General features: G+C 67.0%; 13 protein-coding genes. 3 read left to right on the top strand and 10 right to left on the bottom strand.

Features of this window, described 5'->3' with window-relative positions; genetic code table 11:
• The 5 genes from QX041_RS21910 to QX041_RS21890 all read right to left on the bottom strand — a co-directional run bounded on the left by QX041_RS21910 (position 1) and on the right by QX041_RS21890 (position 6494).
• Entirely contained in the window at positions 1-1650 is a 1650-nt protein-coding gene (locus QX041_RS21910; RefSeq protein WP_315714140.1) for a hypothetical protein, read from the bottom strand.
• A 36-nt stretch (positions 1651-1686) separates the two neighbouring features.
• A complete protein-coding gene (locus QX041_RS21905; RefSeq protein WP_315714139.1) occupies positions 1687-2979 on the bottom strand; it encodes an adenylosuccinate synthase in 1293 nt (430 codons plus the stop codon).
• A gap of 347 nt (positions 2980-3326) precedes the next feature.
• Positions 3327-4010 carry an ABC transporter ATP-binding protein gene (locus tag QX041_RS21900; RefSeq protein ID WP_316166527.1) on the bottom strand — a complete coding sequence of 228 codons (684 nt, stop codon included), beginning with the start codon at positions 4008-4010 and terminating at the stop codon, positions 3327-3329.
• Positions 4003-5229, bottom strand: coding sequence for an ABC transporter permease (locus tag QX041_RS21895; protein WP_316166526.1), 1227 nt, complete (start codon positions 5227-5229; stop codon positions 4003-4005). Before QX041_RS21895 ends, QX041_RS21900 begins: the two co-directional genes overlap by 8 nt.
• Positions 5226-6494, bottom strand: coding sequence for an efflux RND transporter periplasmic adaptor subunit (locus tag QX041_RS21890; RefSeq protein ID WP_315827747.1), 1269 nt, complete (start codon positions 6492-6494; stop codon positions 5226-5228). Before QX041_RS21890 ends, QX041_RS21895 begins: the two co-directional genes overlap by 4 nt.
• A 208-nt stretch (positions 6495-6702) precedes the next feature.
• Between QX041_RS21890 and mgtA the strand changes: the two genes are divergently transcribed.
• Both mgtA and QX041_RS21880 read left to right on the top strand, forming a co-directional pair.
• Positions 6703-9261 (top strand): magnesium-translocating P-type ATPase, encoded by a 2559-nt coding sequence (gene mgtA, locus QX041_RS21885; protein WP_316166525.1) that lies wholly within the window; start codon positions 6703-6705, stop codon positions 9259-9261.
• Positions 9262-9404: 143 nt separating this feature from the next.
• Positions 9405-10334 carry a DMT family transporter gene (locus tag QX041_RS21880; protein ID WP_315827652.1) on the top strand — a complete coding sequence of 310 codons (930 nt, stop codon included), beginning with the start codon at positions 9405-9407 and terminating at the stop codon, positions 10332-10334.
• A gap of 10 nt (positions 10335-10344) precedes the next feature.
• Here QX041_RS21880 and QX041_RS21875 read toward each other — a convergent pair whose 3' ends face one another.
• Entirely contained in the window at positions 10345-11124 is a 780-nt protein-coding gene (locus QX041_RS21875; protein WP_316166658.1) for a sulfite exporter TauE/SafE family protein, read from the bottom strand.
• A 44-nt stretch (positions 11125-11168) separates the two neighbouring features.
• Positions 11169-11894, bottom strand: a complete 726-nt coding sequence (locus QX041_RS21870) for a TetR/AcrR family transcriptional regulator (RefSeq protein ID WP_316166524.1) — start codon at positions 11892-11894, stop codon at positions 11169-11171.
• Positions 11895-11971: 77 nt separating this feature from the next.
• Between QX041_RS21870 and QX041_RS21865 the strand changes: the two genes are divergently transcribed.
• Complete coding sequence (locus QX041_RS21865; protein ID WP_315750076.1) at positions 11972-12901, top strand: DMT family transporter; 930 nt, start codon at positions 11972-11974, stop codon at positions 12899-12901.
• A gap of 57 nt (positions 12902-12958) precedes the next feature.
• Here QX041_RS21865 and QX041_RS21860 read toward each other — a convergent pair whose 3' ends face one another.
• From QX041_RS21860 to QX041_RS21850, 3 genes are all read right to left on the bottom strand, one after another.
• A complete protein-coding gene (locus QX041_RS21860) occupies positions 12959-14644 on the bottom strand; it encodes a methyl-accepting chemotaxis protein (protein WP_316166523.1) in 1686 nt (561 codons plus the stop codon).
• A 117-nt stretch (positions 14645-14761) separates the two neighbouring features.
• A complete protein-coding gene (ftsH, locus tag QX041_RS21855; protein WP_315714130.1) occupies positions 14762-16618 on the bottom strand; it encodes an ATP-dependent zinc metalloprotease FtsH in 1857 nt (618 codons plus the stop codon).
• Between the two features lie 130 nt (positions 16619-16748).
• Complete coding sequence (locus QX041_RS21850) at positions 16749-18392, bottom strand: mucoidy inhibitor MuiA family protein (RefSeq protein ID WP_316166522.1); 1644 nt, start codon at positions 18390-18392, stop codon at positions 16749-16751.
• Positions 18393-18514 lie beyond the last annotated feature (122 nt).

Genomic DNA, 18514 nt, shown 5'->3' with positions numbered 1-18514 from the left:
TCAGTCACCCCACAGCGCGAAGGCGTCGTTGAACGCGCGCTCGCCCGGCGCGCCCTTCTCGATCGCGATGATGGCCCGGCGCTGATTGGTGTAGACCAAGGGAACGTCGAACCAGGAGCGCTCCTTCAGGAGCTGCACGTTGCGGGTCCGGTCGGCGTCGACGTTGGACAGGCCGACCAGGAAGAAGCCGTCGGTGACCTTCACCGCAAGGCCCGCCAGCGGCGTTCCGCGTGACTGTTCGTTGGACTTCATCAGGATGCCCGGCACGTTGCCGACGCCGCCGCCCGAGAAGTCCTGCGGCAGGATGAAGGTGAGCTCGGCGGTGTGGCTCGCCGGCAGCGACGTGTCGGTGTTGCGGCGGAACGACATCGTCATCTTGAACTTGCGATCGGGAATCTCGATGTCGGCGCGCACCGCGATATCGGCCTTCTGCGTGCCCGTCGCCTTGATCTGCTCGGTACGCCAGACCACCGAGCCGATGTACTGCTTGCCCTTCGGATCGGCGGGATCCTCGTCATACAGCACGACGCGCTGTGCGACCGGCGCGATCTGGTCCGAGGACGGCGACTGGCCGACGCGGTCGGTGATCTTCGGCTTGCTCAGCGGCGCGCCGGTGTCCTTGGGCGCCTCGACCGTCGAGGACGATTTGAACAGGCCGTTGACCATCCCGACCAGCGGCCGGCCCCACAGAATTCCGGCGCCGATCAGGATCAGCACGATCCCGGCGGCGATGGCGGCCTTGAACGGAAAGGTCGAGCCGCTGCGCTCCGGCTTCTTCTTGCCCTCGCGATCCGGAGCGGCGCCACGCTGGCGGGTCGAGGTGGCCGGCAGCGCGTAGCGCTCGGCCTCCTGGACCGACTCGTCATAGGAGTACGGCGCCTCGGGCAGCGGCGGCCGGTCATCGTCGTCGCCCTCGAGCCGATCGAGATCGGTGGCCGGAACGTTGGCGTAGGTCTTGCGCGCCGCGCGGTTGGCCTGCGCGGTGGCCTTGCCGAGATCGTCGACATCAGCGGTGATGTCGCGGAAGCCGCGCATGGCGGGCGGCGTTGCCGGATTGCCGTTGTCCTGAGCACCGCGGCGGGCGGCAGCCGGACGTTCGCGCACGGGAGGCGCCGCCCCATCCTGTGGAGGCGTTTGAGGCGGCTGGGGCCGCGGTGGCACAGCTGGTGCGCCAGCGGCAGCCGGCGGCGCTTCCGGTCGCGGATTGCGCGCCGGACGCAGCTCGGCCGTCTCGGCGCCGAGCGGCGGCCGCTCGGCCCGGGCAGCAGCCGGGCCCGCCGGTCGTGGCCGGGGGGCGGCAGTGGCGGCCTGGTCTGGAGTCGGAGTGGGCTGAGCCGAGGGGGCTGCCGGAGCATCCGAATTGCGCGCACCGGCCCGCCGGAGGGCATCGCCTGGGCGGGCAGCGCCACTGGACGCCCGCTGCGCCTCGCGGGCACGCTGGGCTGCTTCCGCCTCGACCTTGCGAACGGCCTCCTCGAGCGACAGCCGCTCGCGCGTGATCTCGGACTCGCTGAGCGGCGGCTGGACGCTGCGCAACTGTGCGATCAACGCCGCCCGGGCCCGCTCGTAAAGCGCACGCCGGCTTTCCCCGGGAGCGTTGGGGTCCAATCCGGCAATGGCACGGGCTATCAGCGGGTAGTAGTCGGCCATATCAACTCAATTCGCGCGCTCAGCTGTCGGGTCCCGTCACGCCTCGAAGGGATTCTGGACCAGAATAGTATCCTCGCGTTCGGGGCTGGTGGAAAGCAGCGCGATCGGGCAACCCACCAGTTCCTCGATGCGCCGGACGTATTTGATGGCCTGTGCCGGCAGATCGGCCCAGGAGCGCGCGTTCGCCGTCGGCTGTTTCCAGCCTTCGATCGTCTCGTAGATCGGTTCGACCCTGGACTGCGCGCCCTCACCTGCCGGGAAATGATCGATCTCCTTGCCGTCCAGCCTGTAGCCGGTGCAGACATCGATGGTGTCGAAACCATCGAGAATGTCCAGCTTGGTCAGCGCAAGACCGTTAATGCCGCAGGTCCGGACCGCCTGACGGACCAGGACCGCATCGAACCAGCCGCAACGACGCGGCCGGCCGGTATTCGTTCCGAATTCGCGGCCACGCTCGCCGATCTTGCGGCCGGTCTCGTTGTCCTGCTCGGTCGGAAACGGCCCCTGCCCGACCCGGGTCGTGTAGGCCTTGCACAGGCCGAGCACGTAGCCGATCGCGCCCGGCCCGAGGCCGGCGCCGGTGGCCGCCTGCGCCGCCACCGTGTTGGACGAGGTCACGTAGGGATAGGTGCCGTGGTCCACGTCGAGCAGCGCACCCTGCGCGCCCTCGAACAGCATGCGCTTGCCTTCGCGGCGCTTGATGTCGAGCAGCCGCCAGACCGTCTCCGCATAGGGCAGCAGCTTCGGCGCGAAGGCGGTCAGCTCGCGCAGGATCTGCTGGCCGTCGATCGGCTCGAGGCCGAGGCCGCGGCGGAGCGCATTATGGTGCGCGAGCAGGCGGTCGATCTTGTGCGGCAGCGTATCGAGATCGGCGAGGTCCATCAGCCGGATCGCGCGCCGGCCGACCTTGTCCTCATAGGCCGGGCCGATGCCGCGGCGGGTGGTGCCGATCGCGGTCGCCGCGCTCGCGGATTCCCGCAGCGCGTCGAGTTCACGGTGCAGCGGCAGGATCAGCGTGACGTTCTCGGCAACGCGCAGATTGTCCGGGCTGATGGCGACGCCCTGCGACTGGAGCTTGCCGACCTCGTCCAGGAAGGCCTGCGGATCGAACACGACGCCATTGCCGATCACCGACAGCTTGCCGGTGCGCAGCACGCCCGACGGCAGCAGCGCCAGCTTGTACGTCGCGCCGTTGATGACAAGCGTATGACCGGCGTTGTGGCCGCCCTGGAAGCGAACGACGATGTCGGCCTGCTCCGACAGCCAGTCGACGATCTTGCCCTTCCCCTCGTCACCCCATTGGGCGCCGACGACGACGACGTTAGCCATTCGCAGCTCTTTCCTCTGCCAAGATCCAAAACAGCACGATCGGTTCGGACGAAATCGCTTCCGATGAGGGGCCAGCCTGGCCAACCATGCGCCCAGCCCAAATCGCGGCCAGGACCGCTCGCTTGCGAGGCGACCCACCGGATAAAGGAAGCCGCCGGGCTAGGCAAGCGAGAACGGGCCTTCGGAGCACACAAGAGCGCCACCAAGCCTTTGATAAGCCCCAAAATTTCAAGCCGCCCCGGCTGCGGATCGGGCGACCCGGCCGTGCGCTTCTGGCGGCGCATCGACCCGGGCAGTTCCATTGAGCCCCCGAACGGCGGCGAATCTACGATCGAAGCGGCCCGCCCTCAGCTCTGGATGCGGCCGTCGACAACCTCGATGATGCGATCGCAGCGCCGGGCCAGATCAAGGTTGTGGGTGACGAGCAGGAAGCTCGTGCCGACCTCCCGATTGACGTCGCGCATCAGGCCAAAGACCGCCTCGGCAGACTTGGTGTCGAGGTTGCCGGTCGGCTCGTCCGCCAGGACCAGATCGGGGTTCATCGCCAGCGCCCGCGCCACCGCGACCCGCTGCTGCTGGCCGCCCGACATGTTGCTCGCGAGATGGTCGGCGAATTTCGCCAGCCCAACCTGGTCGAGCAGCTTCGACGCCTGCGCCTCGATCTCGGGGCCCGGGAAGCCGCGATCGACCAGCAGCGGCATCATCACGTTCTCCTTGGCCGTGAAGGCAGAGATCAGGAGATGAGACTGAAAGATGAAACCGATGGTATGGCCGCGCAGATGGGTGAGCTCGGTATCACTGAGCGACGCAGTATCCTGGCCCTTGATCGTTAACCGGCCGGAGGTCGGCCGGTCCAAGAGACCGACGATGTTCAGCAGAGTGCTCTTGCCGGAGCCGGACGGACCGATCAGCGCGACGAACTCGCCGCGGTCGACCTCGATGTCGATGTCGTGCAGCACCTCGGTCTCGGTCGGCTGCCCGACATTGTAGGCCTTGCAGACCTTCTCCAGTCGCAGCAGGACCTCAGCCACGGATCGCCACCACCGGATCGAGCTTGGCCGCGCGCAGCGCCGGCGCGGTCGCGGCGAGCAGGCCCGTCACCGTCGCGAGCAGGGCCGTGATGAGAAACAATCGGCGTTCGAGGATCAACGGAAACAACTCCGAGCCATCGGCCTGGCGCTGCACCGCATGCCAATAGATCAGCGCACCCGCGCCCATTGCCGCGCCGAACAGCGAGCCGACGAAGCCGAGCAGCCCGCCCTGCAGCAGGAACACGCGCAAGATCTGTCCGCGCGAGGTGCCCATCGCACGCAGGATCCCGATCTCCTTGGAGCGCTGGATCACCGAGACGATCAGCACGGCCGCGATGCCGAACGCGACCGAGAGCGCGACGAAGACGCGGATCAGCGTGTTGGATGTCGCCTGCGCGCGCACCGCCGTGAAGAACTGCGCGTTGGTCTTGATCCAACTGTCGGCCTTGACGCGATTGGCGGCCTGGATGCGCTGCGCAATGTCCTCAGCGGCATAGATGTCCCGTACGGTGATGTCGATCGTGGTGACGCCGCCGACCATGCCGAGCAGCGACTGCGCCGTGCGCAGCGCGACATAGGCGGAGCGCTGATTGGCGCCCTTGCTGCCGAGATCGACGAGACCAGTCACGATCAGCACGCGGTTGGCGCCGGATGCCGCCTGAACATTGAGCTTGTCGCCGACGATCGCGCCGAGATCCCTGGCGAGCTCGGTACCTATGATGATGTCCTCGCTGGTCAGCCGCGGCTCGCCGGCGACGATGTAGTCCGGCACGCGCACGATTGTGAAGTAGCTCTCCGGCTCGATGCCGGACAGCGTCACGGCGCGGCTGGCGTCGCCGCGAATGGCGAGGGCGGAGCCGGAGATGGTCGGCGACACCGCCGATATCTCCGGCATCGCCAGCATCTGATTGCGGATCTTCGGCCATTGATCGATCGAGATCACGCGCTGGCTCGGACGCTGCACGATGGCATCCTCAATCACGCCACTGTCGTTGCGCAGGGGACGCGCAACCTGATCCGGCGTCAGCAGTTGGATCTGCGGCTGCGAGGTCAGCACCCGCTTGATGAAATTGGCCTCGAGGCCGGCCAGCATCGCCGACATGAACACGATGACGCCGACGCCGATCGCGATGCCGCCGATGATGAACAAGGTCTGCAGCCGGCCCTCGCGCAGGAAACGCACCGCCGCGATCCACTCGAAGGGCAGCCAGCGGTTCACGGCAGCACCGGGCGGAAGCGCTGGCCGGTCAGGATGCCGGAACTCTGGGGCACGGCGATGTCACCGGCGTTCAGGCCGTCGACGATCTCGACATGGCTGTTGCCGCGGATGCCGACGCGCACCGGCTGCTTGGCGGCGCGGCCGTCCTTCACCCCGAGCACCCAGGGCTGTCCCGAGGTGATATCGTGAACCGAGCGCACCGGCAGCTCCAGCGTATCCTTGCGGGAGGCGACCTCGATGTCGACAGACACCGTCATGTCCTGGCGCAGATAGTCGGGCGGGTCCTTGACGATCAGCTTGACCTGGACGGACGCGCGGGAAATATCGATGCCGGGGTTGATGTAGCTGACCACAGCGGGGAAGCGCCTGTCGGGATAGGCATCGGCCGACGCGAGCGCCGTCTGGCCGAGCGCCAGCTTGCCGAGATTGCGCTCGTCGATCTGCAGGACGAGCTGGAGATCGCCGGCAGGCGCCAGGACGAGCAGCGTCTTGCCGGGCTGCGCCACGGTGCCGCGCTCGACACTGCGCGTGATCAGCACGCCGTCGCGCGGCGCCGAGATCGTCGCATAGCCGAGACGAGACTGCGCCGTGTCGAGATTGGCGCGCGCCTGGTTCAGCTGCGTCTCGGCCATGACGTAGTCGCTGCCGCCGGGGCTCGCCGTGAAGACCTGGAATTCGGCGGCACGCTTCTGGGCCAGCGCAACGTCGAGCGTCTTCTGGGCCTCGTCGAGCGCCGCGCGCGTGGCATAGCCGTTGCCGGTCAGCTGCGACGTCCGGTCATAGGTCTGCTGAGCATTGAGCAAGGTCGCCTGCACCTGGCGCAAAGCCTCCTTCGCCGACGGCAAGGTCAGCTCGGCGAGCTGGCGCATCCGCGCCTCGGCCTGCGCCACCTGCCCTTGTGCCTGCACCACCGCAGCCTTCAGCTCGCGCGACTCCAGCGAGATCAGCGGCTGGCCCTTGGTGACGTGCTGGCCTTCCAGCACCAGCACCTCCTCGACGGTGCCGGTGATCTGGCTGCCGATCTCGACGCGGAACGGCGTCTCGACGTGACCGCTGGCAACGACGGTCTCGACGAGGTCGCCGCGCCGGACCTGATCGACCACGATGGCAGGCCCAAGCATGACCCGGACGCTTTGCCAGCCGCCAAGGCCGAGCAGCACGATGATGGCGAGAGCGAACCAGCGATGCGCCCAGACCGCCGCTAGGACGGTCGGACCAACGGCGGCTTTCGTAGGGGACGGGAGAGCTGCGGCATGATCGGCCATGGTCGTCAACACAAACTCGTCAATGCGGATGATGCCCAGTGGCGCGCCATCCATTCCTTGAGTGCGGCCGTCAGCCCGCGGCGCATTGCACACAAAGCTAGGGGATCGCGACAGCAGGATGTTGCGCTAGGTCAACCGGCGGACGATCGTTCATGCAAATCAGGCATGATGACCATTACCAATCATCCACGAACATGAACGGACGCATGTGAGCACTGATACGACCCCCAGCCTGCACCGGTTCTGGCGCCTGTCGCCTGCGCAGGCAGGCGCAGCGCTGGGCTGCGACCTGGACGGCCTCGGCAGAGCCGACGCCGAGCAGCGGCTGCAACGCTACGGCCGGAATGCCGACTCCCCATCGCATGTCGTGGGGCCGATGCGCGCCGTGCTCCGCCGCCTGCTCGAGCCGCTATCGCTGATCCTGCTGGTGGCCGGCATCATCTCGATGGTGACGGGCGACGTGATCGGCGGCGCCATCATCGTCCTCATCCTCACGCTGTCGATCGGACTCGATACGGTTCAGGAGGGGCATGCCGTCAAGGCGGCCGAGGAGCTCCGCCGCTCCGTGGCCCTGAAGGCCGAGGTCAAGCGGGACGGCGCCTATCGCGAGATCGACGTCGACGCCGTCGTTCCCGGAGACATCCTGCGCGTCCGCGCGGGCGACATCGTTCCTGCCGATGCGCTGATCATCGAAAGCAAGGCCTTCACTGCCGGCGAGGCGGCGCTGACGGGAGAGCCCTATCCCGTGACGAAACAGGCCGGTATTCCCAGCGATGAGAACGACACGTCGAATGCGCTGTTTCGTGGCTCCGTGGCTCAGACCGGAGAGGCCGTCGCGCTCGTCGTCAACACCGGGCCGAACACGATGTTCGGCGCTGCCGCCTCGGCGCTGGCCGAAGCGCAGGCCCGCACGCCGTTCGAGCGCGACCTGCACGAGTTCGGCCTCGTCATCGCGCGGCTGACGCTGGCGCTGGTCGTGATCGTGCTCGCGGTGCGCGTCGTGTTCGGCCGTGATGTGCTCGACTCGCTGTTGTTCTCGGTGGCGCTGGCCGTCGGACTGACGCCCGAGCTGCTGCCGATGATCACCACCGTGACCCTGTCGCGCGGCGCGCTTCGCATGGCCAACCGCAAGGTGATCGTGAAGCGGCTCGCGGCGATCCATGATCTCGGCGCGATGTCGGTGCTGTGCACCGACAAGACGGGAACATTGACCTCAGCAGAGATCACGCTCGCCCGAAGCATCGCGCCCGACGGCAGCGACGACCCGCGAGCCGCGGAGCTCGGCGCGATCGCTGCCGCGCTCGGCGGCGATCGGGGCTCGCTCGACACCGCGCTCATCGCCGGCGCGGACCGTGCGGCAGCAGGATGGACCCTGGGCGGACAGCAGACCTTCGACTTCTCGCGCCGGCTCGGCTCGGTGCTGGCGATCCGCGGGGCAGATCAGATCCTGATCGTGAAGGGCGCGCCAGAGGCGGTGATCGAGCTCTGCACGCAGCAACGGCAGGGCAGCGCGACTACGCCGATCGACGCCAGCGGCCGCAACGAGATGTGCGCGCGCGTTCACGCGCTGGCGCGCGAGGGCCTGCGCACGGTCGCAATCGCGTCACGGCCCTGGACCGGCGCGCCGCGCGAGATCGAGACCGATGACGAGCAGGAACTGATCTTCGAGGGTCTGTGCGCGTTCGCCGATCCGCCCAAGCCGACCGCAGCCGCGGCCATCGCGCAGCTTGCGCGCGCCGGCATCGCGCTGAAGATCCTTTCCGGCGACGATCCGGTCGTAGTCAAGCGACTGGCCGGGCTGGTCGGACTGAGGGCGGATCGCGTGCTGTCCGGCAGCGACATCGCCGAACTCAGCGATGACGCGCTCGCGGTGCAGGTGCGCTCGGCCGACGCGTTTGGCCGGCTCGCCCCCGATCAGAAATCGCGCATCGTCAAAGCGCTGCAGGCCTCGGGCCACGTCGTCGGCTTCCTGGGTGACGGCATCAACGACGCGCCGGCGCTGAAGGTGGCCGACATCGGCCTGTCGGTCGACGGCGCCACCGCCGTGGCGCAATCCGCCGCCGACATCATCCTGCTCGCCTCCGATCTCGAGGTTGTCGCCGACGGTGTGGAGGAAGGGCGGCGCACCTTCGCCAACATCCTGAAATACGTGCGAATGGGCGCGAGCTCGAATTTCGGCAACATGCTGTCCATGGCGGTCGCTTCGATCATACTGCCCTTCCTGCCGATGCTGCCGACGCAGATCCTGCTCAACAACCTGCTCTATGATCTCTCCGAACTCGGCATCCCGTTCGATCGTGTGAGTCCGCAGGCCACCGCGCGGCCGCAGCGCTGGGACATGAAGCGGCTGCTGCGCTTTGCCGCGATCATGGGCCCGCTGTCGTCGCTGTTCGATTTTCTCACTTTCGGCGCCCTGCTCTATTTGTTCCATGCGACGCCCGACGAGTTCCGGACCGCCTGGTTCCTCGAATCGATGGCGACCCAGATCCTCGTCATCTTCATCATCCGGACCAACGGACGGCCATGGAGCAACCGCGCCGATCCGATGCTGACTGCGTCGTCACTGACCGGGCTCGCCGTCGCGCTCGTCGTGCCCTTCACCCCGGCCGGCGCCTGGTTCGGCTTCGTGGTGCCGCCGATCGCCGTGCTGGCCACCATCGCGGCTCTCGTTATCGCCTATCTGGTCTGCGCCGAAGGTCTCAAATCGGTCGCCGTACAGTCCACGACCTTGCGAACTCACTGGCGGCATCACCACCGCGGTTCATGACCAGCGCCGCTGCATAGTCGCGATGCATCTGCCCTCTTGATAGGCAGCTGCAATTGGTGTCTGTCGACGAGGCCGGGGAGGACCAGCGGCCGGGATGACCGGGCCGGATGCCGCGGCGCACGAACCGGGGCCAACACCGCCGCATGTCTGCCGCCGATCCCACCGCGTCCGCCGCGCCCGCGCGCGCCTGGATCGCCAACCAACCCTATGTGCTGCTCAGCATCACCGCGCTGTGCTGGGCCGGCAACGCGATCGTCGGCCGGTTGGCTGCCGGGCACATTCCGCCTGTCACCCTGTCGTTCCTGCGTTGGTCGCTGGCGTTCCTGATCATTCTGCCGCTGGCCTGGAAGCAGCTTCGCCAGGACTGGCCGGCAATCCGCTCCAAGCTCGGCGTCATGATCGCGCTGTCGGTGACCGGCATCGGCGCCTTCAACACGCTGCAGTACTGGTCGCTCGAATACACCCAGGCGCTCAACACGCTGCTGCTGCAATCCGGCGGCCCGCTGATCGTGGCGCTCTGGTCGATGCTGCTGCTGCGCGTGCATCTCACTTTGGCGCAGGCCATCGGCATCGTGCTGTCGATGGTCGGCGTGCTGCTGATCCTCACGCGCGGCCATCCGGCCGCGCTCACCGACATCAGCTTCAACAAGGGCGACCTGATCTTCCTGGTCGCGATGGCGGTGTTCGGCTTCTATTCGGTGCTGACGATCAAGCGGCCGCAGATCCATGGCCTGTCGATGGTCGCCTTCACCTTCGGCTGCGGAGCCGCGAGCCTGATCCCGCTGTTGATCTGGGAGCTCAACACGCGCCCGGTGATGGCGCTCGACACCCAGAACCTGCTGTCACTGCTCTACGTCGCGATCTTTCCCTCGACCATCGCCTATCTGTGCTTCAACCGCGGCGTTCTTCTGATCGGTGCCAACCGCGCCGCGCCGTTCTTCCACGTGGTGCCGGTGTTCGGCTCGATCATGGCGTTCGTCTTCCTCGGCGAGCGGCCGCAGATCTTCCACGTGATCGGCTTCGCCCTGGTCCTGAGCGGCGTCTACGCGGCCTCGCGCAAGCAGGCGACGTGAGGCGAATGGTTCATCCGAGCGCCTTGAGCGTCATGCAGAGGGCCATCAGCGACACGAAGCCCACCAGCAGGACGCGCAACCGTTCCGGCGGAACGCGGTTCGCGAGACGCGCGCCGACATCGGTGCCGACCGCGAGGCCGACGATCACCGCGACGAGGGTGGGCCAGGCCGGCATGGCGCCGTGCCGCCAGTAGATCCAGGCGGATGGAAGCGTCGCGGGCACCAGCGTCAGCGCCAGGCTGATCATCTGGGCGCGGTGCTGTGCCATGCCCAGCACCGCGCTCAAGCCAACCACCGTGGCGAGCCCGCCGCCGATCCCAAGAAAGCCTGAGGACACGCCGGCCGCGCAGCCAACTGCAAGGAGCGCTGCTCGATGTGGATCCGGCGCGGCGCCGGTTGCTTCGGCGGATTCCTTCGCCCGTCGCCTGCGCAGCAGCAGCGCATCGAGCAAGAATAGGTAGATCACATAGGCCCATTGCAGGACCGCCGCCGTCGTCCAGTTCGCGATCAGTGCGCCGACGATGCCGCCGACCAGGAATCCCAGGCCGAGCCAGAGCAACACCGCCGCGGTCACCCGATTGCCGCTATCCCAATAGCGCCTGATGCCGGCCGCACTGGTCGGCGGGATCTGCGCGACCAGCGAGAGCCCTTGCGCGGCATGCTGCTCGGCGCCGAGCAGCATGACCGCGAACACGACGAGCCCACCGCCGGGAGTGACGCCGAGCAGCCCCGAAGTGAAGCCGCCGACCAGCCCGGTGCCGAGACCGCCAATGAGATCAGGAACGCTCATCATTGAGACCCGCCCGGTACGGTTGGAGAGGCAGTCGCTTCAGGTCATCGCCGCGCCGCGAGTCCCGTCAGCAGCGTCTCGAATGCGGCCATCGCTTCGGATGACGAGAACGGCTCGCCCCACAATCGCTGCAGCACGAACCCCTGGAACATCGCGACGATCGTGCGGGCCATGCTGCGTGGATGAACGGAGCGGTCGATGACGCCGAGCCGCTGGCCCCGCTGCAGCAGCTCGGTGATCAAGACGGCCGGCTTGCGCACACCGTCCGTCACCTGCGCGCGGATATCATCGTCCCGCAGCGCCTCGGCCCAGAGCTGCAGCGCGATGCGCCGGTGGCGCAGGCCCTCTTCCTTTTGCATGTCTGCCAACAAGGCGCGCGCAATGGCGCGCAACGCTTCCAACGGATCAGAAATCTCACGCGCCGTGGCCAACAGGGCGGCATCACGGGCATGGCGATGCTCGCCGATCGCCTGAATGAGCTCTTCCTTGCTGGCGAAATGGCCGTAGATGCAGCCCGCGCTCAAACCAGATTGCGCAATGACATCGGCGATCGTGGTCTGATGGAATCCCTGCCGGGCAAAGCAGGCCTCGGCGGCCTGCAGGATCTCGTCCCGGCGCGCGGCCATCGTCTCGGGCTTGAGTTTCGGCATGTGCAGCTCCTGCCGAGCCGTTGCAGGGTTGCGGCTGTCGGCTCGATGGCGTTCCCGTCTGCGACGAGCATACAAAACGAATATTCGTTTTGTAAAGGAGGCCCATTGGTGTTTCGACATGGCGGCCTTCCGCCCGGCGCTCTTGTCCCGCCCGCCATTTCGGGCACAAGCTCCGGTCAACAAGAGAAGCCGATTCCTTGCCCACCGCATCGCATCCGACCTCGCCGCTGGCCTGGCTCAACAACCAGCCCTATCTGCTTCTGACGCTGGCCTCGCTGTTCTGGGCCGGCAACATCGTGCTGGCGCGCTATGTCGCCGGGCACGTGCCGCCGCTGACCCTGTCCTGCATCCGCTGGATCGGAACTTTCCTGATGCTGTGGCCGTTCGCGCGGACGCATCTCGTACGCGACTGGCGTACCTTGCTGGCCAGCTGGCCGCTGCTGCTGGTGCTGGCGCTGACCGGCTTCGCCATCAACAATGCGCTGTCCTACTGGGCGATGCAGTACACCCAGGCGCTCAACGGGCTGCTGATCCAATCCTCGGCCCCCCTGTTCGTAGCGCTATGGTCGCTCGTGCTGTTCGGGGTCAGGCTGACGGCGGCGCAGTTCGCCGGCATCGCGATATCCTTGACCGGCGTGCTGGTCATTTTGCTGCGCGGAGACCTCGGCGCATTGGCCGCCATTCAGTTCAACCGCGGTGACTTGATGTTCGCCGGGGCGCTGCTGGTGTTCGGGATCTACTCGGCGGTCATGACGCGGCGGCCGGCCGTGCACCAGCTGTCGCTGATCTCGTGCTGCACGGCCTTGGGCGCCCTGCTGCTGCTGCCGCTGGCCGCGTGGGAATACGCGTCCGGCTTCGTGCTGCAGCTCGATCTGTTATCGCTCCTGACCCTCGGCTACGTCGTGGTGTTCGCCTCGACGCTCGCCTATCTGTTCTTCAATCGCGGCATCGGCCTGATCGGGCCGAACCGCGCCGCGCCGTTTCTGCATCTGGTGCCGCTGTTCGGCTCGGTGCTGGCGATCCTGCTGCTCGGCGAGGAGCTGAAGCCGTTTCATCTGATCGGCTACGCGCTGGTCATCGCCGGCGTGATCATCGCCTCCCGCACCGGCCGCACCAAGGTCGCGTGAGCGCCTGCAAGCTCACGCCGTGCTTTCAAGGCCAGGCCCGGTCCATCACCGCTGCGACTAGGCCGTGCGCACCTTCGCCATGAAGCCATCGACGGCCCGCTGCAGCAGGCTCGACTGGCTGTCGAGCTCACGTGCGCTCGACAGCACTTCGGCGGCAGCCATGCCTGTCGCTTCCGCCGCCTTGGTCACGCCGCCGATGTGCGCGCTGATCTCGTTCGAGCCGGCGGCGACCGACTGGATGTTGCGCGCGATCTCGCGCGTCGCGTCGCCCTGCTGGGCGATCGAGGTCGAGATCGAATTGGTGATCTCGCTCATCTGCGCAATGGTCTGGGTGATGCCGCTGATGGCGGTGACCGCATCCTGGGTCGAGGTCTGCATCGCCGCGACCTGCGCCGAAATCTCCTCGGTCGCCTTCGCCGTCTGGTTGGCGAGTGCCTTCACCTCCGAGGCGACGACGGCAAAGCCCTTGCCGGACTCGCCGGCGCGCGCGGCTTCGATGGTGGCGTTCAGCGCCAGCAGGTTGGTCTGCGCCGCGATCGAGTGGATCAGCTTGACGACCTCGCCGATCTTCTCGGCGCCGGTCGACAGCACCTGAACGGTGGCATTGGTGCGCTCCGCATCGCCCACGGCTTTGCTCGCAATCTCGCTGGAACGGGCGACCTGGCGCGAAATCTCATTGACCGAGCTCGACAGCTCTTCGGCCGCGGCCGCGACCGTGCCGACATTGTCATTGGCGCTCTGGGTGGCGGCGCTGACGGTCGAGGCGCGCGAGCTGGCATCGCTCGCGGTCGAGGTCATCGATTGCGCGGTGTGCTGCATGCCCTCGGCCGCCGACGCCACCGAGCGGACGATGCCGTTGACGCTGCGCTCGAAGTCGGCGGCCAAATTCTGCATGGCCGCGGTCCGTTCGGCGGCCGCACGCTGCTGGGTGGCGGCCTCGGCCTGCTCGAGCTCGCGCATCCGCAGCGCGTTGTCCTTGAAGATCTGGACAGTGGAGGCCATCCCGCCGATCTCGTCGCCGCGGCCGACACCGGGAATCTCGCCCTCGAGCCGGCCATCGGCGATCTCGCGCATGCGGACGCCGAGACGATCGAGCGGCACGCTGATGCTGCGGCTGATCAGCCAGGCGATCCCGCCGGCGACGACCGCGATGCCTGCGCAGGCCACCCAGATCAGCCACTTCAGCGGCTTCATCTTCGCGTCGAGATCGTCAACATAGACGCCGGTGCCCACGAACGTATTCCAACCGGGAATCATCACGGCATAGGAGATCTTGCGGGTCGGCTGCTCCTGGCCGGGGCGCAGGTATTCGTAGTGCAAGGTGACTTCGCCATCCTTGGCAACGCCGTCGCGCAGCTCGACGACGAGCTTACGGCCGTTGAGCTCGAAATCGATCACGTTCGAGCCGCGCTGCTTCGGATCCTGGGACAGCACCACATTGCCGTCCATCGTATAGGCGAACAGATAGCCCGTGCCCTTGTCGAAGGTCATCGTTCTCCCGCGATTGACGAACTCGTCGAGCGCGGCCTCCTTCGTCAATTTGCCGGCTTCGACATCCTTGATGAGGCCGAGGGCCATGTTACGCGCGGTCTCGACGATCGCCCGGCACTGTTCGATGCGGGCATTGACCATCTCCTTTTGCATCAGAGTGCCGGCAAACGTACCGGCCGCGGCAAGGCCCAGCATCGCCACGCCGACGACGATGGCGAGCTTGGGGGCAATCTTCAGGTTGTTCAGCAGCACGCAACGAACTCCGCCCGGTCCCCGATCGACGACCTCGATCTGTCAAGGTGAGCCGCTGGTTAACTGATCAGGCGATGGTTAGAGTTCGGTTGCGAACGCCCTCCGTAGAATCCCGGATCAGCTCGGGGCAACGGCATCCCGGACCGGGACCGCAGCGGAGGCCGGCCGCAACGGCGCGAACTCATCGGCGGTCAGCGTCTCCTTGGCAATCAGGAGCGCGACGCCGCGCTCGAGGTCCGGGCGATGGCTTTCGAGAATCGCCCTGGCACGGGCATCGCCGTCTGCAATCAGATCCCGGACGGCGAGGTCGATCTCGCGCCCGGTCTCCTCCGCGGCCGACACGATCTGATCCTGTGGCTGCAGGAACGACACCTGTGGACGCGGCGCGTAGGTGCGCTGCCCGACGGTCGCATCCATCCCGTATTTGGTGACCATCTCGATCGCGATCTCGGTCGCGCGCTGCAGATCGTCGGCGGCGCCGGTCGAGACATCGCCATCGAAGATCAACTGCTCGGAAGCCCGTCCGCCCATCAGCACGGCGATGCGGTTCTTCAACTCGCTGACCGCGAGCAGGAAGCGATCCTCGGTCGGGCGCTGCATCGTGTAGCCGAGCGCGCCGACGCCGCGCGGAATGATCGAGACCTTCTGCACCGGATCGACGCCGACGAGATTGGCCGCGACCAGCGCGTGACCCATCTCGTGATAGGCGACACGGCGGCGCTCGGCGGGACTGAGCACGCGGCTCTTCTTCTCGATGCCGGCGACGATGCGCTCGATCGCCATCGTGAAATCGTCGAACGTCACCTCGTGGCCCTTGCGGCGGGTCGCCGCGATCGCGGCCTCGTTGATCAGGTTGGCGAGGTCGGCGCCGGTGAAGCCGGTCGTCAGTGCCGCGACCTTGTCGAGATCGACGCTGTCGGCGACCGTGATCTTGCGGACATGCACCTTGAGGATTGCGAGCCGCCCGCCCCTGTCAGGGCGGTCGACCAGCACCTGGCGATCGAAGCGGCCGGCGCGCATGAGCGCGGGATCGAGGATCTCCGGCCGGTTTGTCGCGGCGAGCAGGATGACGCCGGAGCTTGGGTCGAAGCCGTCGAGCTCCGCCAGCAATTGATTGAGCGTCTGCTCCTTCTCGTCGTAGCCGCCAAACTGGCCGCCGACGCTTCGGCTGCGGCCAAGCGCGTCGAGCTCATCGATGAAGATGATGCAAGGCGCGGCCTTGCGGGCCTGCTCGAACAAATCGCGCACGCGGGCAGCGCCGACGCCGACGAACATCTCCACGAACTCGGATCCGGAGATCGAGAAGAACGCCACACCCGCTTCGCCCGCTACCGCGCGGGCGAGCAGGGTCTTGCCGGTGCCGGGCGGGCCAACCAGCAGGATGCCCTTGGGCACGTGTGCGCCGAGCCGGCCATAGCTCTTCGGATCCTTCAGGAACTGCACCACCTCCTGCAGCTCGAACTTGGCCTCGTCGACACCGGCGACATCGGCAAAGGTGACCTTGGTGTCGGTCTCGACATAGACCTTGGCGCGCGACTTGCCGATCGACATCAGACCGCCGAAGCCCTGGCGATCCATCACCTTGCGGCCGAGGAACACCCAGATGAGATAGAACATCAGCGCCGGCACGACCCAGGACAGCAGCGCCTGAATCAGCCCGCCCGAGGGCACACCAGTCACCGTCACGCCCTTTGCGGCAAGCTTCGCGGCCAGCGGCGGATCGACGCGCGCGGTGATGAACGACGTCTTGCCGTCGGACTGCTTGTCCTTGAACTTGCCCTGGATGGTGTCCTGGCTGACCGACACCTCGGAGATCTTGCCCTGCTCGATCAGCTGCTCGAACTGGCTATAGGGAATCGTCTCGACCGTGTTGTAGGTCGTCAGAAGCCATTGCAGCAGCAGCATGCCGACGCCGGCGAGGAAGATGTAGCCGACGGCGACGGCCTGCTTGCGGGTGTTCGGGTCGGATTCCATGTCGGCGCTCTCGGTCGAGATCGATCACGGCCGGACAGGACGTGATCGAACGGGGTCCCACTCGCGCATAACAGGGCCGGGACCGGGCGGCTTGTCATGGATCAAACGGCGCCGATCCCACGCCGGGCAATCAGCCCGACGGCTGCAACACGATCGACTTGTCCTTCGGCCAGCGCACACGCCAGGCGAAGGCGATATCCTTGGCCTCGCCGGGTCTGGCGTCGATCACCCATTCGACGACACCACGCCGGTCGCGGACGTTGGTCGAGGCCGGCGGCGTGGTCGCGGGAAGCATCTCAACCGTGATCTCCTCGTTCTCGCTGACCGGCAGTTGATCCTGGATCGCGACCTTGATCGGGAAATCATGCGCGTTGCGGACCGTGGTTTTGAAGGCGCGCTCGTCGATCTTCGCCGTCGTCACGATCAGACCGGCCGAACCTTCGTTCCGTTTGACGACACTGCGCTCGACTTTGACCTTGTCGTCGGCCCCGAAGCCGACATGAACGACCTCGTCCTTGCCGGCCGACGCCAATCTGCTAGTGCCGACGAACATGCCGTCGCGATAGATCGAGACCTTGCCCGGCAGCAGCGGAGCGTCATCGCCCAGCACGAAGCTCGCCTCGATATAGGCGGTGGGATCGACGACCGGGGCCGTACGAATGACGAGCTCCGGCGTGATCGTCGCCGTCGAGATGCGCAGGCTCTTCGCGCCCTCATTGGCGGCGACGCTGACGCGTCCGGGCACGCGGAAGACGGTCTGGAAGGCGCTGATCTCGACCGTCGTCTCACGCTCCTCGGCGCGCTTTGCAGCCTCCGGTGCCGGTGCCGGCAGTTCGGCCACGCGCCTCATGGCCCTGTCGGACAATGTCCCGAGTTGCACCGTCGGCGGATATTGCGCGATCATCGTCCTGAGTTCCGGCGCGCTGCTGCCGCGATCGGTGCGGACCGTCGAGACCGCGAGGGCGACGTCCGACCAGTCCTCACCCGTGCTCTGCTGAATCTCCGCACGACGCACCAGCTCCAATGCGGACTTGCGATCCTTTGCCGAGGTATCGAGACGGGCGTCGTACACCGGCACCCAGCGGGCGTTGCGGACGACGTAGGTCACGCGCAAGGTCGCCCTGGTTGCGACCGCAGCCGACAGCTCGACCTGGACTTCCAGCCGGCTCGGCGGCTTAGCCGCGCGATCGGCTTGCAGGCGGGCGATCTCGCGATCCAGGTCGCGCTGCTTGCGCTCGGCTTCGCGAATGGTCGCATCGGCCTGGCCGACCTCTTCGCCGACGGCCGCGAACGCGGTGCGCCATTCCGCAATCGGGCGTGCTTCGCCCTTGTCCCGCAACGCCGCGGTCGATCCGTCCGCAAACCGCTCGACGAATTTCTTGCGGGCGAGCGCCGCGGCAATCGCGCCGTCGATGTTGGCGCGCTCGTCCTTCAAGGCCTCGATGCGCCGGTCGATCTCGGGCAGGTTGCCCGGCGGCACCGCACGCGGCGGCTTGGCATCGACGGAGCCGATCATGAGCTTGGCCCCGGCCTCGCCCTCCACCCGCAGCGAGGCGACATCGAGCCCGAGCGGAAAGTCCCTGGCGATCGCCGTCGTGTCACCGGCGGGAAGATCGAGCGAGATGATGCGGGTTACGGTCGCGCCGTCCGGATAGACGGTGACGGCATCGACGGTCGAGCTCGCATCCAGGTTTGCGGCATGGCCGGGGGCTGCCGTCAGGGCCGCGCCTAGAACGAGCCCCGTGGTCGCCAGACATATTGTTCGCATCGTCATCGCTCCCTCCGCACTTCCAGCACCCGCAGGACCGGACCAGCCGGTCCCTTGCCCGGCTTTAGACGCGACGAGAGATAGCCCGGTTCAATTGAAGCCCCCGGGGAAAGGCGATCATTCGAATG

Origin of the sequence: Bradyrhizobium sp. SZCCHNRI2009 (genome assembly GCF_032485115.1) — a bacterium.
Taxonomy (GTDB): Bacteria; Pseudomonadota; Alphaproteobacteria; order Rhizobiales; family Xanthobacteraceae; genus Bradyrhizobium.
This window is presented reverse-complemented; position numbering and strand designations above follow the sequence as displayed.

Bases quoted from the DNA above. Each gene is read 5' to 3' on its own strand.
- QX041_RS21910 (WP_315714140.1), bottom strand. From the start codon at position 1,650: ATGGCCGACTACTACCCGCTGATAGCCCGTGCCATTGCCGGATTGGAC.
- QX041_RS21905 (WP_315714139.1), bottom strand. From the start codon at position 2,979: ATGGCTAACGTCGTCGTCGTCGGCGCCCAATGGGGTGACGAGGGGAAG.
- QX041_RS21890 (WP_315827747.1), bottom strand. From the start codon at position 6,494: ATGGCCGATCATGCCGCAGCTCTCCCGTCCCCTACGAAAGCCGCCGTT.
- QX041_RS21880 (WP_315827652.1), top strand. From the start codon at position 9,405: ATGTCTGCCGCCGATCCCACCGCGTCCGCCGCGCCCGCGCGCGCCTGG.
- QX041_RS21875 (WP_316166658.1), bottom strand. From the start codon at position 11,124: ATGAGCGTTCCTGATCTCATTGGCGGTCTCGGCACCGGGCTGGTCGGC.
- QX041_RS21870 (WP_316166524.1), bottom strand. From the start codon at position 11,894: ATGTCGAAACACCAATGGGCCTCCTTTACAAAACGAATATTCGTTTTG.
- ftsH (WP_315714130.1), bottom strand. From the start codon at position 16,618: ATGGAATCCGACCCGAACACCCGCAAGCAGGCCGTCGCCGTCGGCTAC.
- QX041_RS21850 (WP_316166522.1), bottom strand. From the start codon at position 18,392: ATGACGATGCGAACAATATGTCTGGCGACCACGGGGCTCGTTCTAGGC.